Source organism: Streptomyces uncialis (assembly GCF_001905345.1).
Lineage (GTDB): Bacteria > Actinomycetota > Actinomycetes > Streptomycetales > Streptomycetaceae > Streptomyces > Streptomyces uncialis.
In genome coordinates this window covers 1294555-1311215 of sequence record NZ_LFBV01000001.1, presented here as the reverse complement: position 1 = coordinate 1311215, position 16661 = coordinate 1294555, and the positions used below count along the sequence as shown (strand labels likewise).

The 16661-nt window shown below is 71.7% G+C and carries 16 protein-coding genes; 9 read left to right on the top strand and 7 right to left on the bottom strand.

From position 1 onward, the window contains the following. Positions 1-106 precede the first annotated feature (106 nt). Both AB852_RS05635 and AB852_RS05630 read left to right on the top strand, forming a co-directional pair. A complete protein-coding gene (locus AB852_RS05635) occupies positions 107-730 on the top strand; it encodes an NADPH-dependent FMN reductase (RefSeq protein WP_073784151.1) in 624 nt (207 codons plus the stop codon). 11 nt (positions 731-741) lie between these two features. Then, positions 742-2436 carry an MDR family MFS transporter gene (locus AB852_RS05630; RefSeq protein WP_073784149.1) on the top strand — a complete coding sequence of 565 codons (1695 nt, stop codon included), beginning with the start codon at positions 742-744 and terminating at the stop codon, positions 2434-2436. Here the strand turns inward: AB852_RS05630 and AB852_RS05625 are convergent. Continuing rightward, complete coding sequence (locus tag AB852_RS05625) at positions 2357-2746, bottom strand: hypothetical protein (RefSeq protein ID WP_073784147.1); 390 nt, start codon at positions 2744-2746, stop codon at positions 2357-2359. The two genes, AB852_RS05630 and AB852_RS05625, sit on opposite strands and share 80 nt — an antisense overlap. Before the next feature lie 125 nt (positions 2747-2871). Here AB852_RS05625 and AB852_RS05620 point away from each other — a divergent pair, with 125 nt between their 5' ends. Then, positions 2872-3525 carry a uridine kinase family protein gene (locus tag AB852_RS05620; protein ID WP_245876612.1) on the top strand — a complete coding sequence of 218 codons (654 nt, stop codon included), beginning with the start codon at positions 2872-2874 and terminating at the stop codon, positions 3523-3525. 730 nt (positions 3526-4255) lie between these two features. Here the strand turns inward: AB852_RS05620 and AB852_RS05610 are convergent. Genes AB852_RS05610 through AB852_RS05600 form a run of 3 tightly spaced genes read right to left on the bottom strand, consistent with a single transcriptional unit; the run spans position 4256 to position 7727 of the window. Further along, a complete protein-coding gene (locus AB852_RS05610) occupies positions 4256-5185 on the bottom strand; it encodes a DMT family transporter (RefSeq protein WP_073784141.1) in 930 nt (309 codons plus the stop codon). Beyond that, positions 5182-6714, bottom strand: coding sequence for a class I adenylate-forming enzyme family protein (locus AB852_RS05605; protein WP_073784139.1), 1533 nt, complete (start codon positions 6712-6714; stop codon positions 5182-5184). The genes AB852_RS05610 and AB852_RS05605 overlap by 4 nt, the downstream gene beginning before the upstream one ends. Continuing rightward, positions 6711-7727, bottom strand: a complete 1017-nt coding sequence (locus AB852_RS05600) for an FkbO/Hyg5 family chorismatase (RefSeq protein WP_073784137.1) — start codon at positions 7725-7727, stop codon at positions 6711-6713. Before AB852_RS05600 ends, AB852_RS05605 begins: the two co-directional genes overlap by 4 nt. Before the next feature lie 193 nt (positions 7728-7920). Between AB852_RS05600 and AB852_RS05595 the strand changes: the two genes are divergently transcribed. After that, positions 7921-8958: a helix-turn-helix transcriptional regulator gene (locus tag AB852_RS05595; protein ID WP_073784134.1), complete on the top strand. Its 1038-nt coding sequence runs from the start codon at positions 7921-7923 to the stop codon at positions 8956-8958. Positions 8959-9342: 384 nt separating this feature from the next. Here the strand turns inward: AB852_RS05595 and AB852_RS05590 are convergent, their stop codons facing one another. Then, positions 9343-10083 (bottom strand): SigE family RNA polymerase sigma factor, encoded by a 741-nt coding sequence (locus AB852_RS05590; protein WP_073784132.1) that lies wholly within the window; start codon positions 10081-10083, stop codon positions 9343-9345. Positions 10084-10301: 218 nt separating this feature from the next. Between AB852_RS05590 and afsQ1 the strand changes: the two genes are divergently transcribed. From afsQ1 to AB852_RS05565, 5 genes are all read left to right on the top strand, one after another. Continuing rightward, entirely contained in the window at positions 10302-10979 is a 678-nt protein-coding gene (gene afsQ1 / locus AB852_RS05585; RefSeq protein ID WP_178390938.1) for a two-component system response regulator AfsQ1, read from the top strand. Further along, entirely contained in the window at positions 10976-12589 is a 1614-nt protein-coding gene (locus AB852_RS05580) for an ATP-binding protein (protein WP_385926458.1), read from the top strand. Before afsQ1 ends, AB852_RS05580 begins: the two co-directional genes overlap by 4 nt. Continuing rightward, the gene (locus AB852_RS05575; protein ID WP_073784128.1) at positions 12586-13203 is read left to right on the top strand and encodes a hypothetical protein; all 618 of its coding nucleotides are present in this window, start codon (positions 12586-12588) and stop codon (positions 13201-13203) included. Before AB852_RS05580 ends, AB852_RS05575 begins: the two co-directional genes overlap by 4 nt. A 797-nt stretch (positions 13204-14000) precedes the next feature. Further along, positions 14001-14561, top strand: a complete 561-nt coding sequence (locus AB852_RS40540) for a VanZ family protein (protein ID WP_073784126.1) — start codon at positions 14001-14003, stop codon at positions 14559-14561. 92 nt (positions 14562-14653) lie between these two features. Next, complete coding sequence (locus AB852_RS05565) at positions 14654-14857, top strand: PspC domain-containing protein (protein ID WP_073784124.1); 204 nt, start codon at positions 14654-14656, stop codon at positions 14855-14857. A 74-nt stretch (positions 14858-14931) separates the two neighbouring features. On the opposite strand, the gene AB852_RS05560 is transcribed toward AB852_RS05565, so the two are convergent. Together AB852_RS05560 and AB852_RS05555 are read right to left on the bottom strand one after the other, a co-directional pair. Beyond that, on the bottom strand, positions 14932-15306 hold the full coding sequence (locus AB852_RS05560) for a hypothetical protein (RefSeq protein WP_073784122.1): 375 nt from the start codon (positions 15304-15306) through the stop codon (positions 14932-14934). Between the two features lie 189 nt (positions 15307-15495). Beyond that, the gene (locus AB852_RS05555; RefSeq protein WP_073784119.1) at positions 15496-16653 is read right to left on the bottom strand and encodes an adenosine deaminase; all 1158 of its coding nucleotides are present in this window, start codon (positions 16651-16653) and stop codon (positions 15496-15498) included. Positions 16654-16661 lie beyond the last annotated feature (8 nt).

Sequence of the window (16661 nt, the reverse complement as noted above, 5' to 3'; positions counted from 1 at the left end):
TCCGATCATGTACAGCGTATGCCCTGTGGACGCCGTACACATTGAGGGATACCTTGTACACACCAGATACGCCGTACACATCGGCCTGATCCTCCGGGGGAAACCCATGCCCGACGACCTGTCCCCGCGCACCTCCGCGCCCACCGACCGCGCCCCCCTGCATGTCGCGGTCATCACCGGCAGCACCCGCGACGGCCGCTTCGGCCCCCTGGTCAGCGACTGGATCGCGGACCGTGTCAGGGCCCGCGCCGATATGAGCCTCGATGTGATCGACCTCGTCGCGACCCCGCTGCCCACGGTGATGCCCGCCTTCGGCACCCCGCCACCGGCGGAGACCATCGCCCTGCTGGCCGATGTCTCCCCCAGGCTCACCGTCGCCGACGCCTTCGTGATCGTGACGCCGGAGTACAACCACAGCTATCCCGCGTCCCTGAAGAACGCCGTGGACTGGCACGGACCGGAATGGCAGGCCAAGCCGGTCGGATTCGTGTCCTACGGCGGACTGTCCGGCGGACTGCGGGCCGTCGAGCATCTGCGGCCCGTCCTCGCCGAACTGCACGCCGTGACCATCCGCGACACGGTCAGCTTCCACAACGCGTGGGGCTCCTTCGGTGAGGGCGGCTCCGTCGACCCGGCCGCCGAAGCCGCCGCGAAGGGGTTCCTCGACCAGCTCACCTGGTGGGGCCGCGCCCTGCGCAGCGCCAAGTCCGTCCACCCGTACGTGGCCTGAGGACGGCGACCGTGTCCGACCCCTCCCCCACCGCCGGGCGCACCGGCACCTCACCCTCCCGGCTCACCCTGCTGGGACTGCTGCTGGGTGTGGTGCTCGCGACCCTGGACGGGACGATCACCGCGACCGCGCTGCCCGTGATCGTCGGCGACCTCGGCGGTGTCGACCAGCTCTCCTGGGTGGTCACCGCCTATCTGCTCGCCTCCTCGGTCGCCACCCCCCTGTGGGGCAAGGCCGGGGACCTGTACGGGCGCAAGGGCGCCTATCTGGTGTCCATCGGCGTGTTCCTCGCCGGTTCCGTGCTCTGCGGACTCGCGCGGGACATGGGCCAGCTGATCGCGTTCCGCACCCTCCAGGGCCTCGGCGCCGGCGGGATGTTCGTCGGCTCGCTGGCCCTGATCGGGACACTGCTGCCGCCACGCGAGAGCGGACGCGCCCAGGCCATGATCGGCGCGGTGCTGCCCGCCGCGTTCCTGGGCGGCCCGCTGGTCGGCGGCTTCCTCACCGACCAGCTGAGCTGGCGCTGGACGTTCTACGTCAATGTGCCGCTCGGCGCGCTCGCCGTGCTGATCGTCGTCACCCGGGTCCGGCTGCGCCAGCCCCGGATCAAGGCGCCGGTGGACCTCCTCGGGGCGGCGCTGCTCACCACCGGCATCCTCGCCGTGACCCTGCTCGCGACCTGGGCCGGGACGGCGTACCCCTGGTGGTCGGCGCCCGTCGCCGGACTCGCGCTGCTCTCGGCGGGCTCGCTGTACTGGTTCCTGCGGGTGGAGCGCCGCGTCCCCGAACCGGTGCTGCCCGTGCGGCTGTTCCGCGACCGGGGGTTCGCCACCGCCCAGGCCATCAGTCTGCTGGTCGGCGCCGCGATGCTCGCGCTCAGCAGCTATCTGCCGCAGTACCTCCAGTACGCGCGGGGCGCTTCGTCCACCGGGAGCGGGCTGCTGCTGCTCCCGCTGTCGATGGGCATGATCGTGGTGCAGCTCGTGACCGGACGGCTCATCAGCGCCACCGGCCGCTACCGGATCTACCCGATCCTCGGCGGTGCCGTCGTCGCGGCGGGGGCGCTCGGGCTGTTCGTCCTGGTCGGCACGGGGACCTCGACCTGGGTGGTCACGGCCCTGTCCCTGGTGATCGGCGCGGGCCTGGGGCTGCTCCTCCAGTCCACGATGGTCATCACCATGAACAGCACCGGGCCGCGCGACCTGGGCGCCGCCAGCGGGACGGTGACACTGCTGCGCGGGATCGGCGGCTCGCTGGGCGTCGCCGTCCTCGGCTCCGCTTACGCGGCGCGGGTGGACGGCACCCTGGAGGAGCGGCTGGGCGCGGCGGGCGGCCGGCTCACCGACAGCTCCGGACAGCTCGCACCGGACGCCCTGGCCGAGCTGCCCGCGGCGCAGGCCGACGCGCTGCGCGAGGCGGTCACGGGCGGGCTGCACGCCGTCGCCCTCGGGGCGCTGCTGCTGGGCGCCCTGTCGTTCGCGCTGGCCTGGCTCATCCGCGAGGTACCGCTGCGGACCCGCTCGGCCGAGGAGGAACTGGCCGGGGACGGTACGGGGGGCGGCCCCGACGGGGCGGGTGACGGGGCCGGGGACGACGACGGGGACGGTACGGGGGTGAGCCCGGGGGTCAGCCCGTCACCAGCTGGGTCACGGGACCGACCAGCGGGAGTTCCGCCAGCGAGTCGCCCCGGGCCAGCGGCGCCGTAGCGGCGGTGGTCGACAGCGGCTTGAAGTCGGCGATCTGGGTACCGAGGCCGTTGGCCAGCGGGTCCACGCCGGTGTTGGCGAGCGGGTTGATCTGGAGGGCGGTGACGGGGGCGATCGCGTACCCCACGATGCCGGGCAGGGAACCGGCGGCGGCCTGCGCGTCGAGCTCGCCCGCGGTGGCGGGGGCGTCGACCCCGGCCGCCGATGCCGGGGCGGCGCCGAACGCCATCCCGGCGGCGGTCAGCGCGAGTCCGGCGCGCAGCAGGACGCGGTGTGCGGTGGTGGTCGGACGGGCCTGGTGACGTGCCATGGGTGCCGCCTGGGGTGAGTGGAGGGTAATCATGGACTCACGAAGAGTAGTTGAGCGGGGCGGTGGCCGCCAATGCCGACCCGCGGGGTCGGCAACCGCGCGGACATGCCCCACACTGGTCTCTCGTGACTTCTCATCCCGCCATACCGGTGTCACCGGCCCGTGTCGTGCTGCTCACCGGACCCTCCGGTTCCGGCAAGTCGTCGTTCGCGGCGCGCAGCGGACTGCCCGTGCTGTGTCTCGACGACTTCTACAAGGAGTGGGACGACCCCTCGCTGCCCCGGGTCGCGGGCTCGTCCGACATCGACTGGGACTCACCGCTGTCCTGGGACGCGGACACGGCGGTGGCCGCGCTGGCACGTCTGTGCGGGGAGGGACGGACCGAGGTCCCCGTGTACGACATCTCCACGAGTTCCCGTACGGGGGCGGGGGTGCTGGACCTCCGGGGGGCGCCGCTGTTCGTGGCGGAGGGGATCTTCGCGGCGGATGTCGTGGCGCGGTGCCGGGAGCTGGGGATACTCGCGGACGCGATCTGCCTGCGCGGGCGGCCGGTGACGACGTTCCGGCGGCGGTTGCTGCGGGATCTTCGCGAGGCGCGTAAGCCGGTGGGGTTCCTGCTGCGCAGGGGGTGGCGGCTGATGCGGGCCGAGCGGGGGATCGTGGGGCGGCAGGTGGCGCTCGGGGCGGTGGCCTGCGACGGGGACGAGGCCGTGGCCCGTCTGTCACGGGCCACAGCGGCGCAACGCCTTCGCTCGCGCTTCTCAGGCCTGTCCGGCTGAGCGCACCTGTCCCTGCGCGGGCCGTCCGTGGGTGCGCAGTTCCCCGCAGGTCGCCTTCGCTCGCGCTTCCCAGGTCCGTCCGGCGGGACGTACTTCGTTCCTGTACGGGCCGAACGGGGGTGCGCAGTTCCCCGCGCCCCCGGATGCTGCCCCCTTGCGGTCGCTCTTCGGGTGCGGGTTCGCCCTCGTTCTCGCGCAGTTCCCCGCGCCCCCGGATGCTGCCCCCTTGCGGTCGCTCTTCGGGTGCGGGTTCGCCCTCGTTCTCGCGCAGTTCCCCGCGCCCCTGGATGCTGCCCCTTCGGGATTGTTCGTCGGGTGCGGGGCCGTCCTCGTTCTTGCGCAGTTCCCCGCGCCCCTTCGGGGGCGCCCCCTGAGGTTGTTCTTCACCCTCCTCCTCGCGCAGTCGCATGGCTGCGGGAGGGGGTGGGCGGGAATCTCTGCCCGCAGACTCCGACGCCACCAGTACGACCACTGAACGTCCGTACCGAGCGCGTTGGAGCGAGGACGGAGAATCCCGACCGGCACCGACCCGAAGAACCGGCCGGACGCGCCCCAAAGGGGCGCGGGGAACTGCGCGAAGACGAGAACCGGCCCGCACCCGAAGAGCGACGAACAGGGGCAGCATCCAGGGGCGCGGGGAACTGCGCAAACCCACGAGCGACGGCACAGGAACGAAGTACGTCCAGCCGGACAGACCTGGGAAGCGCAAGCGAAGGCGACCCGTGGACTGTCAGGACTTCTGGGGTTCCGGGTCGAGAGGGGCCGACGGGACCGGAGGGCGGGGTGGGGCGGGGCGGCGGGAGACCGCTACGCCCAGCAGGCACAGGGCACCGCCCGCGAGCGCGACCGCACCGGGGATCTCCCCGAGGAAGATCCACGACAGCGCGACGACGAGCGCGGGCACCACGTACGTCGTGGCCCCCAGCTTCCCCGCCGTGGTCCGCGACAACGCGTACGCCCAGGTCCAGAACGCCAGCGCCGTGGGCAGCAGCCCGAGGTAGACGACCGAGAGGGTGACCCCCGTCGGCGCGGTCCGCACATCGGACACCAGCTGCCCCGCGAACGGCAGGCACGCCACTGCGGCGACCAGGCAGGCGAACGTCGTGACCTGGAGCGCCGAGGCATGCCCCAGGGACGACTTCTGCGCGACGACGCCGATCGCGTACCCGACCGCCGCGACCAGCAGGAGCAGCACACCCCAGACGGAGTTGCTGCCCTCCCCGCCGAGGACCCCGGCGATCACCGTGCCGACGAAGGAGATTCCGAGGCCCAGCAGCAGCGGCCGCGGATAGCCCTCGCCCAGCACCCGTCCGCCGAGCAGCGCGACGAGGATCGGGCCGATGCCGATGATCAGCGCGGCGGTGCCCGCGTCGGTGTGCTGCTCGCCCCAGTTGAGGGCGACCATGTAGACCCCGAACCAGAAGACACCCGCCCCGAGGATGCCGGGCCACGCCTCCCGTTTCGGCAGCCCCTCGCCGCGGGCGAGGAGGAGCGCGCCGAGCGCGAGGCCTCCGACGAGCAGCCGTCCCAGCGCCATCGACCCGGGATGGAAGTCCTCGACGGCGTACCGGATGGCGACGAACGCCGAGGCCCACAGCAGCATGGTGACGCTGATCGCGAGGAGCGCCTTGGTGTCCGGGGAGCGGGGTGGTGTGGTCATGAGTGAGGATCACCTTCCCGCGCCAGCGCGCGTACCGCGCGGCGCAGTAGTTTTCCGGTGGGATTGCGTGGCAGTTCGGGGACGATCAGTACGTCGTCGGGGACCTTGTACCAGGTGAGCCGGGAGCGGGCGGTGGCGAGGAGTTCGGCGGTCACGGCCCCCGGCCGCGCCCCGTCGTGGAGTGCGGCGTAGGCGCGCAGGGACGTGGCGCCCCCGGCGCGGCGCACCGAGACGACGGCGGCCTCCCGTACCGCGGGGTGCGCGGTCAGCAGGTCCTCGATCTCGGTGGGGTGGACGTTCTGGCCGCCGACGATCTCGATGTCGTCGAGCCGTCCGTGGACACTGACGTAGCCGTCGGCGTCGACGGTGGCGGCGTCACCGGTGGTGTACCACTCGTCGGGGGTGAGCCGCGCGGGTTCGGCGCCGCCGCGGGCGACCCCGGGGCCGATGGTGGGTCCGGCGACCTGGAGGCGGCCCTCGGTGCCGGCGGGCACCTCGTCGCCGTGGTCGTCGACGATCCGCAGCCGGTAGGGGGGAAGGACCCGGCCGAGGGTGTACTCGCGTATGCCGTGGGGGCCGTTGGCGAGCAGGGCGTGCCCGATCTCCGTGGTGCCGAAGATGTTGAGGAGTCGGTCGCCGAGGATCGCGCGCAGCCGTCGTTCCAGTACGGGCGGCAGCACCTCACCGGCCACGACGGCGGCCCGCAGGGTGGCGAGCACCCCGTGCGCGGGGTGGTCGAGCAGCCGGGCGTAGAAGCTGGGCTGTCCGTACAGGACGGTGACGCCGTGCTCCCCGACGGCCTTCAGGGTGTCGTCCTCGGTGGCCCGGCGGGGGCTCAGCACGGTGGTCGCGCCGCGCAGCAGCGGGAAGAACAGCGAGTTGCCGAGTCCGTAGGAGAAGTAGAGCCGGGAGACGGAGAAGCCGGTGTCGTCGGGTCCGATGCCGATGGCCTCCCCGGCGGCCCGGCTGAAGACCTCCGGGTCGCCGTGGGTGTGGAAGCACAGCCGCGGGTCGCTGGTGGTGCCGGAGGTGAACGCGGCGAACGCGAGGCTGTCGGCGCCGACGCGGGCGTACGGGGGCGCGCCGGGCGAGGGGGTGCGCAGCTCACCGGGGGTGAGGACCAGCGGCGCGGGGAAGTGCCGGGCGAGTTCGGGGGCGGAGACGATCGCCGCGGGTTCCGCGAGCGCGGCGGCCCGGGTCAGTTCGGCGGCGTGCAGGGCCGAATTGACGGGGACGGCGACGGCGCCGATGTGCAGGGCGCCGAGGAAGGCGCGGACGAAGTCGATGCCGTCGGGCACGGCGATCAGGATGCGGGAGCCGGGTCCGAGGCCGCGGGCGATGAACGCGGCGGCGGCCCGTCCGGCGCCCTCGTGGACCTCGGAGAAGAGGTACGAGCGGCCTTCGACGACATAGGCGCGGCGGCCCAGCCAGCCGTGGGCGCGGGCGGTGGCGGCGAGGAGTTCGGCGAGATTGCCGCTGGGGACCGGGACGGGCACGGCGGGCGCGGGGCGGACGGGTGCGATGCTCATCCGGCTATCCCTTCTATCTCCACCAGCAGATCGGGGCGGCAGACGTCGACGTTGAGGTAGGCGATGTCGGCGTGGTCGGGGAAGACCTCCGCGCACCTGGCGCGCACCAGCGGCAGATCGTGCTCGTCGCGTACGTAGACCTTGATGGAGTCGAGGTCCTTGAGGCCGTAGCCGCCCTCCACACCGTGCTCACGCAGGTTGCCGGGGCTGATGAGGGCCTCGATATTGGCGAGGGTCGCGTCGACCTGGGCGGCGATGTCGTCGTGGTGGACGGTGTCGTCGCCGACGATGCTGGCCGTCCCGGAGACATAGACGGTGCCCGTGGACCCGTCGGCGGCCGGCAGATGGGTGGCGCGGGCGAAGCTCGGGGACTTCGGGCCGTACTGCTTGGGGTACTTGTACGCGGGGGTCTGGTTCGGGTTCTCCAGATGGCGGGGCACCCCGGCGCGGGTGGCGAGGAAGTACAGGTCGATCCCGGGGCTGAGGCTGCCGATGCCGGTGGCGGCGGGGATCCGGCCGGGCCACTTGTCGAAGGCGCGGGCGCGGCCCACGCAGAAGTCCCGGTAGTTCTCCATGCCTTCGGCGTTGTCGCCGGTGATGGCGCCGACGAGGTTCCACATCCGGAACAGTTCGGTGTACCCGAGCCGGGACAGCAGGGCGAACGCCTGCTCGTAGGCGGACTGCACGGCGTTCTGGTAGACGCCCCGCTCGTCGATCCGGACCGCGCAGAAGATGTGGTCGCCGTCCTCCGCGTAGACGAGGCTGCCCTCGACCCCGGCGCGCACCGGCCGGTCGGTCACCCATATCTCGGTGAACGGTTCGGTGTTGTCCCCCGCCATATGGACCGTGAGGCGGGGCGCGCCCTCGTGCAGGGTGGGCGGCTGGCCGCCCCGGGCGTAGGCGACCCGGCCCAGCACACCGCGACCGACGACATCCGCGCGGCCGTGGCACGCGGACTTCACGAAAAGGCACTCCAGACCACGGCGGACGGGGGAGCGATGTGTATCGGTCATGGTTTCCGTCAGCCCCAGCCCTGATCGTCACGGTTCATTTGTAACCCCCGCATGTCGAGTTCTTGAAATTTCTATGGCGATGTGCTCGGTGCGAATGGTGCTACGTCTTCAACATCACCACAGAAACCTTCTGTTCGCCTTTCTCGCATAGGCTCCAAGTAATGCCAGGCGCAAACTGGAGGGGTGACAGGGCATGGGAAACAGCGACATAAGGGATCTCCCGGAGGTCCCTCAGGCGGGGACGCTCGCCAACCGTGTGTACGAACTCGCGCTGCACAGCGACTTCGTCGACGCCGAGGTATGCGTCCGCGAGCTGGGCATCACCCGCGAGGAGGCCGAGCGCACCGTGCGCGACCTGGTCGACCTGCGGCTGCTGCTGTCCGCCCATGGCTGCCGCGCCACCTATGTCGCGGTCAACCCGCTGTCCGCGTCCCTTCAGCTCCTCGCCCCGTACGACGAGCAACTTCGATCAAGACAGAACGAGTTGGAGCAGATCCGGCAGCAGATGCACAGTCTGCTGCCGTTGTACCGGGCGAACCTCCCCGAGGAACAGTCCGGGCCCGAGATCCAGCGCATCGACGACCTCGACACCGTGCGCGGGGTCCTCGGCCAGCTCGCCGAGCAGTGCCGTACCGAGGTCATCACCTCGCAGCCGGGCGGCGCCCGGGATGTCGGGGTGCTGCGCGAGGCCGCCCGCCGCGACCGTGAGGTGCTCGACCGCGGGGCGCGGATGCGGACGCTCTACCAGCACACCGCGCGATTCGATCAGCCCACCCGGGAATACGTGGAGCGCATTTCCGAGGGCGGCGCCGAAGTACGGACCACGACCGGCGGATTCCAGCGGGCGATAGTTTACGACCGCAGCGCCGCCGTCATACCCCTCGCCGACAATTCCCGGGGTGCGCTGCTGGTCCGCGATCCGGATCTCGTGCATTTCGTGGCGGAGGCTTTCGAGGGGTCCTGGGACACCGCCGATCCGTTCCGTCCGACCTATGACCGCGACGAGATCCGGCTGGTGTCGGACACCCTCAACCGGTCGCTGCTGCGGATGCTCGCCAACGGCCATGACGACAAGGCCATCGCGCGGCGGCTCGGCATCTCACCGCGGACCTGCCAGCGGCGGATCTCGGAGCTGATGCATGAACTCGGCGCCCGTACCCGGCTGCACGCCGGGGTCCTGATCCATCAGCGCGGTCTGCTGGACGAGCCGGTGCCCGTCACCGCCGGATAGCGCCCACCGCAGGACGGCCCGGCCTGGCGGCACACACCGGTGACGGACCGGGCGAAACCGCCGGAAACGCGAAGAAGCAGGACCGGGAAGACCCCCCGGCCTCCGGTCCTGCTTCTCCTGTCACGGCCCCCGCGACTCCCACCCCCCGGTGGTCACCGCTCTCCCGTCGGGCCGATCTCCCCCGTGTTCCCACCCCCCGGTGGGTCCACGTCCCCCGTGCGGTCCGTCCCCCGACGGACCCGCTCCCCCGGCATCCCCCGCCGTGGGGCGCGTCTTCCCCCCGTACCCCCGATCGTGCTCCCACCCCCGTGGGGTACTTCTTCCCCCCGTCCGGTGCCGTGCCTCCCCCGATGGCCCGGTACCGGGCCCTTCGACGGTCCGCCGCTACGCGACGAGTTCGCCGAAGGACTCCTCCTCGTCACGGCCGAAGCTGAGGACCTGGTCCTCACGCAGCCGGCGCAGGGAGCGCCAGATGCTGGACTTCACCGTGCCGACACTGATGCCGAGGATCTCCGCGATCTCCGGGTCGGTGCGGCCCTCGTAGTAGCGCAGGACCAGCATCGTCCGCTGGAGTTCGGGCAGCCGGGCCAGCGCCTGCCACAGGACCGCGCGCAGCTCCGTGCCGCGCATCGCGTCCGTGTCGCCGGCCGTCTCCGGCAGCTCCTCGGTCGGGTACTCGTTGAGCTTGCGCCGCCGCCAGGCGCTGATGTGCAGATTCGTCATCGTGCGGCGCAGATAGCCGCCGACGGCGGCCTTGTCGCTGATCCGGTCCCAGGCCCGGTATGTCGAGAAGAGGGCGCTCTGGAGCAGGTCCTCCGCCTCGAAGCGGTCCCCGGTCAGGTGGTACGCCGTGGCGTACAGGGAGGCCCGGCGCTCCTGGACGTACGCCGTGAACGCCTGCTCGGCGCTCGGCTCGGTCCTGCGCTCCCCCGTGGCCTCCCCGTGCGCCCTGCCCCCGTTCGGCGCGTCGACCACCGTCATATAGGCGGTGTGCTGACGCCCGGTGCCGCGAGCGCACCCCCGCCCGCTCACGGCACCGGCCTTCTCGATGGAACCGTTCCCCCGTCCGCCGTCGTGAAGACGCGTGACGACCGCGCTCGCGGTGATGCCGTGCGGCTTGTTCATCTCGCGCCCCCCGTCGGTGGTGTTCCCCCGTGTTCCCTGCGATGACCAGAATCCTGCCGGGGGCACTTCATGGCGGTGTCCGCCGACTGTCACAGGCCTGTCACAGGGGTCCGGGGCGCTCAGGCGGACCGGGCGGCGGGGCGTGCGCGCGGGGCGCCGGGGAGCGGACGGGCCCCGGCAGTCGAAACCCCACCGTGCTATGGGACAGAATGAGGCCCGTGCCTTCCCTGTTGCTGATCGAGGACGACGACGCCATCCGTACGGCCCTGGAGCTGTCTCTGACACGCCAGGGTCACCGGGTGGCCACCGCTGCCACCGGCGAGGACGGCTTGCAGCTCCTGCGTGAGCAGCGGCCGGACCTGATCGTGCTGGACGTGATGCTGCCGGGCATCGACGGATTCGAGGTGTGCCGCCGTATCCGGCGCACCGACCAGTTGCCGATCATCCTGCTGACCGCGCGGAGCGACGACATCGACGTCGTCGTCGGACTGGAGTCCGGCGCCGACGACTATGTCGTCAAACCCGTGCAGGGCCGGGTGCTCGACGCCCGGATCCGCGCGGTGCTGCGCCGGGGGGAACGCGAGTCGACGGACTCCGCGACCTTCGGCAGCCTGGTCATCGACCGGGCCGCGATGACGGTGACCAAGAACGGCGAGGACCTGCAACTCACCCCGACCGAACTGCGGCTGCTCCTGGAGCTGAGCCGCAGGCCCGGTCAGGCGCTGTCACGGCAGCAGTTGCTGCGGCTGGTGTGGGAGCACGACTACCTCGGTGACTCCCGGCTCGTGGACGCGTGTGTGCAGCGGCTGCGGGCCAAGGTCGAGGACGTCCCGTCGTCCCCGACGCTCATCCGTACGGTGCGAGGGGTCGGCTACCGGCTGGACAGTCCTCAGTGACCGCAGAGCGTGACCAGGCCGGGCGACCCGGCGACCGGAAGGGTGCCGGCACCGGCACACCGCGCGGCTGGGCCCGTACGCGCCGGGCGGTGTCCCTGGGGATGCGGTTCACCAGTCTGCGGCTGCGGCTCGTCCTCGTGTTCGCCCTGGTGGCGCTGACGGCGGCGGTGTCGGCGTCGGGGATCGCGTACTGGCTGAACCGGGAAGCGGTGCTCACCCGCGCCCAGGACGCGGCGCTGAACGACTTCCAGCAGGAGATGCAGAACCGGGCGGGCGCCCTGCCGGGCCGTCCCACCCAGACCGAGCTGGAGAACACCGCCGGGCAGATGGCGACGAGCAACCAGCACTTCAGTGTGCTGCTGATAGCGCGCGACGCGGTCGGGGACACCGTTGTCGGCAACTCCGACCTGGACACCTTCTCCCTCTCCGACGTACCGGAGTCGCTGCGCGAGGCCGTGGACCAGCGCCAGCGGCTGTCGTCCACCAACAAGTCGCCGTACCACCTGTACTGGCAGCGGATCTCCGACGACGACACCCCGTACCTGGTGGCCGGGACCCGGCTGATCGGCGGCGGGCCGACCGGCTACATGCTGAAGTCGCTGGAGCCCGAGGCCAAGGACCTCAACTCGCTGGCCTGGTCACTGGGGATCGCGACGGGTCTGGCGCTGATCGGGGCCGCGCTGCTGGCGCAGGCCGCCGCGACGACCGTCCTCAGACCGGTGCACCGGCTGGGCGCCGCCGCCAGACGGCTCGGCGAGGGCAAGCTGGACACCCGGCTGCGGGTCTCCGGCACCGACGAACTCGCCGAACTGTCACGGACGTTCAACCAGGCCGCGGCGGCCCTGGAGAAGCGGGTCGCGGACATGAGCGCCCGGGACGAGGCGTCCCGCCGGTTCGTCGCGGACATGTCCCATGAACTGCGGACCCCGCTGACCGCGATCACCGCGGTCACCGAGGTGCTGGAGGAGGAACTGGACGCGGAGACCGGCAGCGTCGACCCGATGATCGAACCGGCGGTACGGCTCGTGGTGAGCGAGACCCGGCGGCTGGGCGACCTGGTGGAGAACCTGATGGAGGTGACCCGCTTCGACGCGGGCACCGCGCGGCTGGTCCTCGACGACGTGGACCTGGCCGACCAGATCACCGCCTGCATCGACGCCCGCGCCTGGCTGGACGCCGTCGAACTGGACGCGGCGCGCGGGATCATGGCACGGCTCGACCCGCGGCGCCTCGACGTGATCCTCGCGAACCTGATCGGCAACGCGCTCAAGCACGGCGGTTCGCCGGTACGGATCGCGGTGCGCACCGATGTCACCGACGGCGCCGACGACGTACTGATCGAGGTCAGCGACCACGGTCCCGGAATCCCGCTGGAGGTGCTGCCGCATGTCTTCGACCGCTTCTACAAGGCCAGCGCGTCCAGGCCGCGTTCGGAGGGCAGCGGGCTCGGGCTGTCGATCGCGCTGGAGAACGCCCATATCCACGGCGGGGAGCTGACCGCCGCCAACGCACCCGAGGGGGGAGCGGTGTTCACCCTGCGGCTGCCCCGTGACGTCTCCGACACGAGCGGACCCTCCGGGGTGCCCGACCCGCAGGGCGGTGCCCGGTGACGGCGTGGGGGCGGCGCAGGGCCGCCGTGGGAGCGGTGTCGCTGGTGGCCCTGCTGGTCACCGGATGCGGTATCCGTACGACGGGCGTGCCGACGGACTTCGGACCGGCGCCGTCCCGGGCGCCGTGCGCGCTGTCGGAGCCGGGCGCGGCGGCGCATCCGGTACGGGGCATCCCCGTGCAGGTGTTCCTGCTGTGCTCGACGCAGTTGGTGACCGTCGACCGGACCGTGGAACTGCCGACGGGCCAGACCTCCGAGAAGGACCGGGGCCGGGTGGCCCAGGCCCTCCTCACCCAGCTGGAACGGGCGCCCTCAGCGGCGGAGCGGCAGGCCGGGTACACGACGGACGTCCGGGGCGGGCTCACCGTGTCGGGGCCCCGGGGCAGCGATCCCGACGACGCGCTGCGGATCAGCGCGCCGGTGGACGATCTGTCGCAGTTCGCGCTGGCGCAGTTGGTGTGCACGCTGGCGAACTCGGCGGCGGCGTCGCGGGACGGGCGGGTCATCCTCGGGGGGCCCGGGGACGATCCGCTGCGCACCTACGAGTGCACCCCGGAGGTCCGTTCCCGCCCCGGCACCCACGAGCCCCCGCACACGGTCCTCACCCCCACGTAACGCCTTCGCTCGCGCTTCCGAGGTCTGTCCGGCTGAGCCCACTTGTCCCCGTGCGGGTCGCCTGCGCTTGCGCTTGTGAGGTCTGTCCGGCTGAGCGCACTTGTTCCTGTGCCGTCGCTCGGTGGGTGCGCAGTTCCCCGCGCCCCTGGATGCTGCCCCCTTGCGGTCGCTTCTCGGGTGCAGGTTCGCCCTCGTTCTCGCGCAGTTCCCCGCGCCCCTTTGGGGCGCGTTCTGCCGGTCCTTTGGGGCGGGGCCGGTCGGGATTCTCCGTCCTCGATCCGACACGCTCGGTACGACGTCCCTCTTGCCCGACTGAAGAGCATCGGAGTCTGCGGGCAGAGATTCCCGCCCACCCCCTTCGGCAGCCGAGCGCCTGCACGAGGAGGATGGTCCAACCCCGCCCCCGCAGACTGAGAACAGCAGCAATGGAGCGCCCCCAAAGGGGCGCGGGGAACTGCGCGAGCAACCAAGGGCCATCCGCACGCGAACGGGAACCGCAAGGGGCGCAACCCAAGGGGCGCGGGGAACTGCGCAAAGACGAGGGCGACCCGCACCCGACGAACAAGCCCGAAGGGGCAGCATCCAGGGGCGCGGGGAACTGCGCACCCCACGAGCGACGGCACAGGGACAAGTGCGGTCAGCCGGACGGACCTCGGGAGCGCGAGCGAAGGCGACCCGCACAGGGACAAGTGGGCTCAGCCGGACGGACCTGGAAAGCGCGAGCGAAGGCGTTGCGTGACGGGGGACACGCTGGGCGGGACGGAACCGATGGGCGGGAAGGTGTCGTCCTTCCCTGCGTGCAGCGCAAAGGCTTCCGCATCCGCGCGGCAGGAGGGGTCCTCCTGCTGGCCCACCTCCTCCTCGTGGGGTGGGTAACACTGCGCCCCCTGGACGTCCCCTGGGTCAGCGCACCGAACCTCCACCCCTTCGCCGGGATCAGGGCGGACCTCGCGCTGGGCCCCCGGACGGCGGCCCGCCAGATCGGCGGAGCGCTGACGCTGCTGGCCCCGCTGGGATTCCTGCTGCCGGCCGTGGGGGGACGGCTCCATGTCTCCCCGTGGGGGTCACTGCTGCGCACGGTGACGGTCGCGGCCCTGCTGTCGCTCGGCATCGAGCTGTTCCAGACCGGGGTGCCCGGACAGGTCGTGGACGTCGACTCGCTGCTGCTGAACACCCTGGGTGTCGCGCTCACGCATCTCGTCGTGGTGCCGGCCGTCCGGGCCCGGCTCCGCCGCGGGGTGGAGCGGCCCCGGCCGGCCCCCCTCCGCCGGGAGGAGCGCGCTCAGGGTCCGACCCCGACGATTTCCAGGGTCGGGATCGCCCCGCAGAGCGACGTTTTGCCCGCTTCCCGCCCGTAGCGTTGGGGTCATCGGTTCGGCCCGGTACATCGGGGGAACCCGATGACGAGCCGGTGCACCCGTACCGCGGACAGCCAACGAAGGAGCAGCCCATGACCGCCCTGGCCCGCCCCACCAACGGACGGATGATCGGCGGCGTGTGCGCGGCGCTGGGCAGGCGCTTCGGCCTCTCCGCGACGACCGTGCGCATCGCCACCGTGGTCTCGTGCCTGCTGCCCGGCCCGCAGATCCTGCTGTACCTGGCGCTGTGGTTCTTCCTGCCGAACGAGAAGACCGCGACGCAGCACGCCTGGTAGCCGCCGGACACGCACAGGCAAGGGGACGGGCCCGCCGACACCTTCGTCGGCGGGCCCGTCCCCCGCGCGCGGGATCAGCCGAGGGGGATGCCGTTGATCGGCAGCCCCTTCAGGGGCAGACCGCCGAGGAGGCCCAGCGCGGGCACGGCGCCGGTCGCGGCCTGGGTGACGGTGGGCTGGGCGGTGGCGGCCGTGGTGCCGAGGGCGGTCTTCGCGGCCTCCACCGAGCGGGTGTCGGGCACCAGCTGGGTCAGCTGGCCGAGGGGGAGGATCTTCGTGGCGTCGCCCAGCGGAAGGGCCTTGGTGGCGTCGCCGAGGGGCAGGGTGCTGGTGACACCGTCGAGAGCCGTGGCGGTGGGCGCGGCGGCGTTCGCGGCACCGGCGCCGGTGGCGGCGATGGCCGCGCCGAGGGCGGCGGCACCAAGGGTCCTGGCGGCAGTCTGCTTCATCGTGAAATCGCGTCCTTGAGTGTGTGCGTGCGCGAGCGTGCGCGGTACAGCGGTCTGCGTTGCCGATGACCGCCGGAAATGACGGGACGAGCGGTCAAGAAACGTAACCAGGGCACACGGTCGCCGCAAACACGCGCGGGCGGCCGGAGTGTTGATTCACCCGGCCGCCCGCGCTAAGCGTCTTTTCCGCTAGGAGGAGGAAGAACCCCTGGTGGAAGCGGTCTGCTGGAACAGCCATGCGGACTTCAGCTCGGCGTATCCGGGCTTGATCACGTCGTTGATCATGGCCAGACGTTCATCGAAAGGAATGAACGCCGACTTCATCGCATTGACGGTGAACCACTGCATGTCGTCGAGCGTGTATCCGAACGTGCCGACCAGGTGCTCGAATTCGCGGCTCATGCTGGTGCCGGACATCAGCCGGTTGTCGGTGTTCACCGTGGCCCGGAAGTGCAGCTTGCGCAGCAGCCCGATGGGGTGGTCCGCGTACGAGGACGCGGCGGCCGTCTGGAGGTTGGAGGTCGGGCACAGCTCCAGCGGGATGCGCTTGTCGCGGACGTAGGACGCGAGCCGGCCGAGCTTGACGGTGCCGTCCTCGGCGACCTGGATGTCGTCGATGATCCGGACGCCGTGCCCGAGGCGGTCGGCGCCGCACCACTGGAGGGCCTGCCAGATGGACGGCAGCCCGAACGCCTCACCGGCGTGGATGGTGAAGTGGTTGTTCTCGCGCTTCAGGTACTCGAAGGCGTCGAGGTGGCGGGTGGGAGGGAAGCCCGCCTCGGCGCCCGCGATGTCGAAGCCGACGACCCCGAGGTCGCGGTAGCGGTTGGCCAGCTCCGCGATCTCCAGCGCGCGGGCCGCGTGCCGCATCGCGGTGAGCAGGGCGCCGACCCGGATGCGGTGGCCGTTCTCCCTGGCCCGGCGCTCGCCCTCGCGGAATCCGTCGTTGACGGCCTCCACGACCTCTTCGAGGGTGAGGCCCTTCTCCAGGTGCTGCTCGGGGGCGTAGCGCACCTCGGCGTAGACGACGCCGTCCTCGGCGAGGTCCTCCGCGCACTCGGCGGCGACCCGGAACAGGGCCTCCTTGGTCTGCATGACGGCACAGGTGTGCGCGAAGGTCTCCAGGTACCGCTCCAGCGAGCCGGAGTCGGCGGCCTCGCGGAACCAGACGCCGAGCTTGTCGGGGTCGGTCTCGGGGAGTCCGTCGTACCCGGTCGCGAGGGCGAGATCGACGACGGTCCCGGGGCGCAGGCCGCCGTCGAGGTGGTCGTGCAGGAGGACCTTGGGAGCCCGGCGGATCTGGTCCGCGCTGGGGGTCTCGGGGTGCTGACTGGTCTGGCTCGTCATCTTGTCAC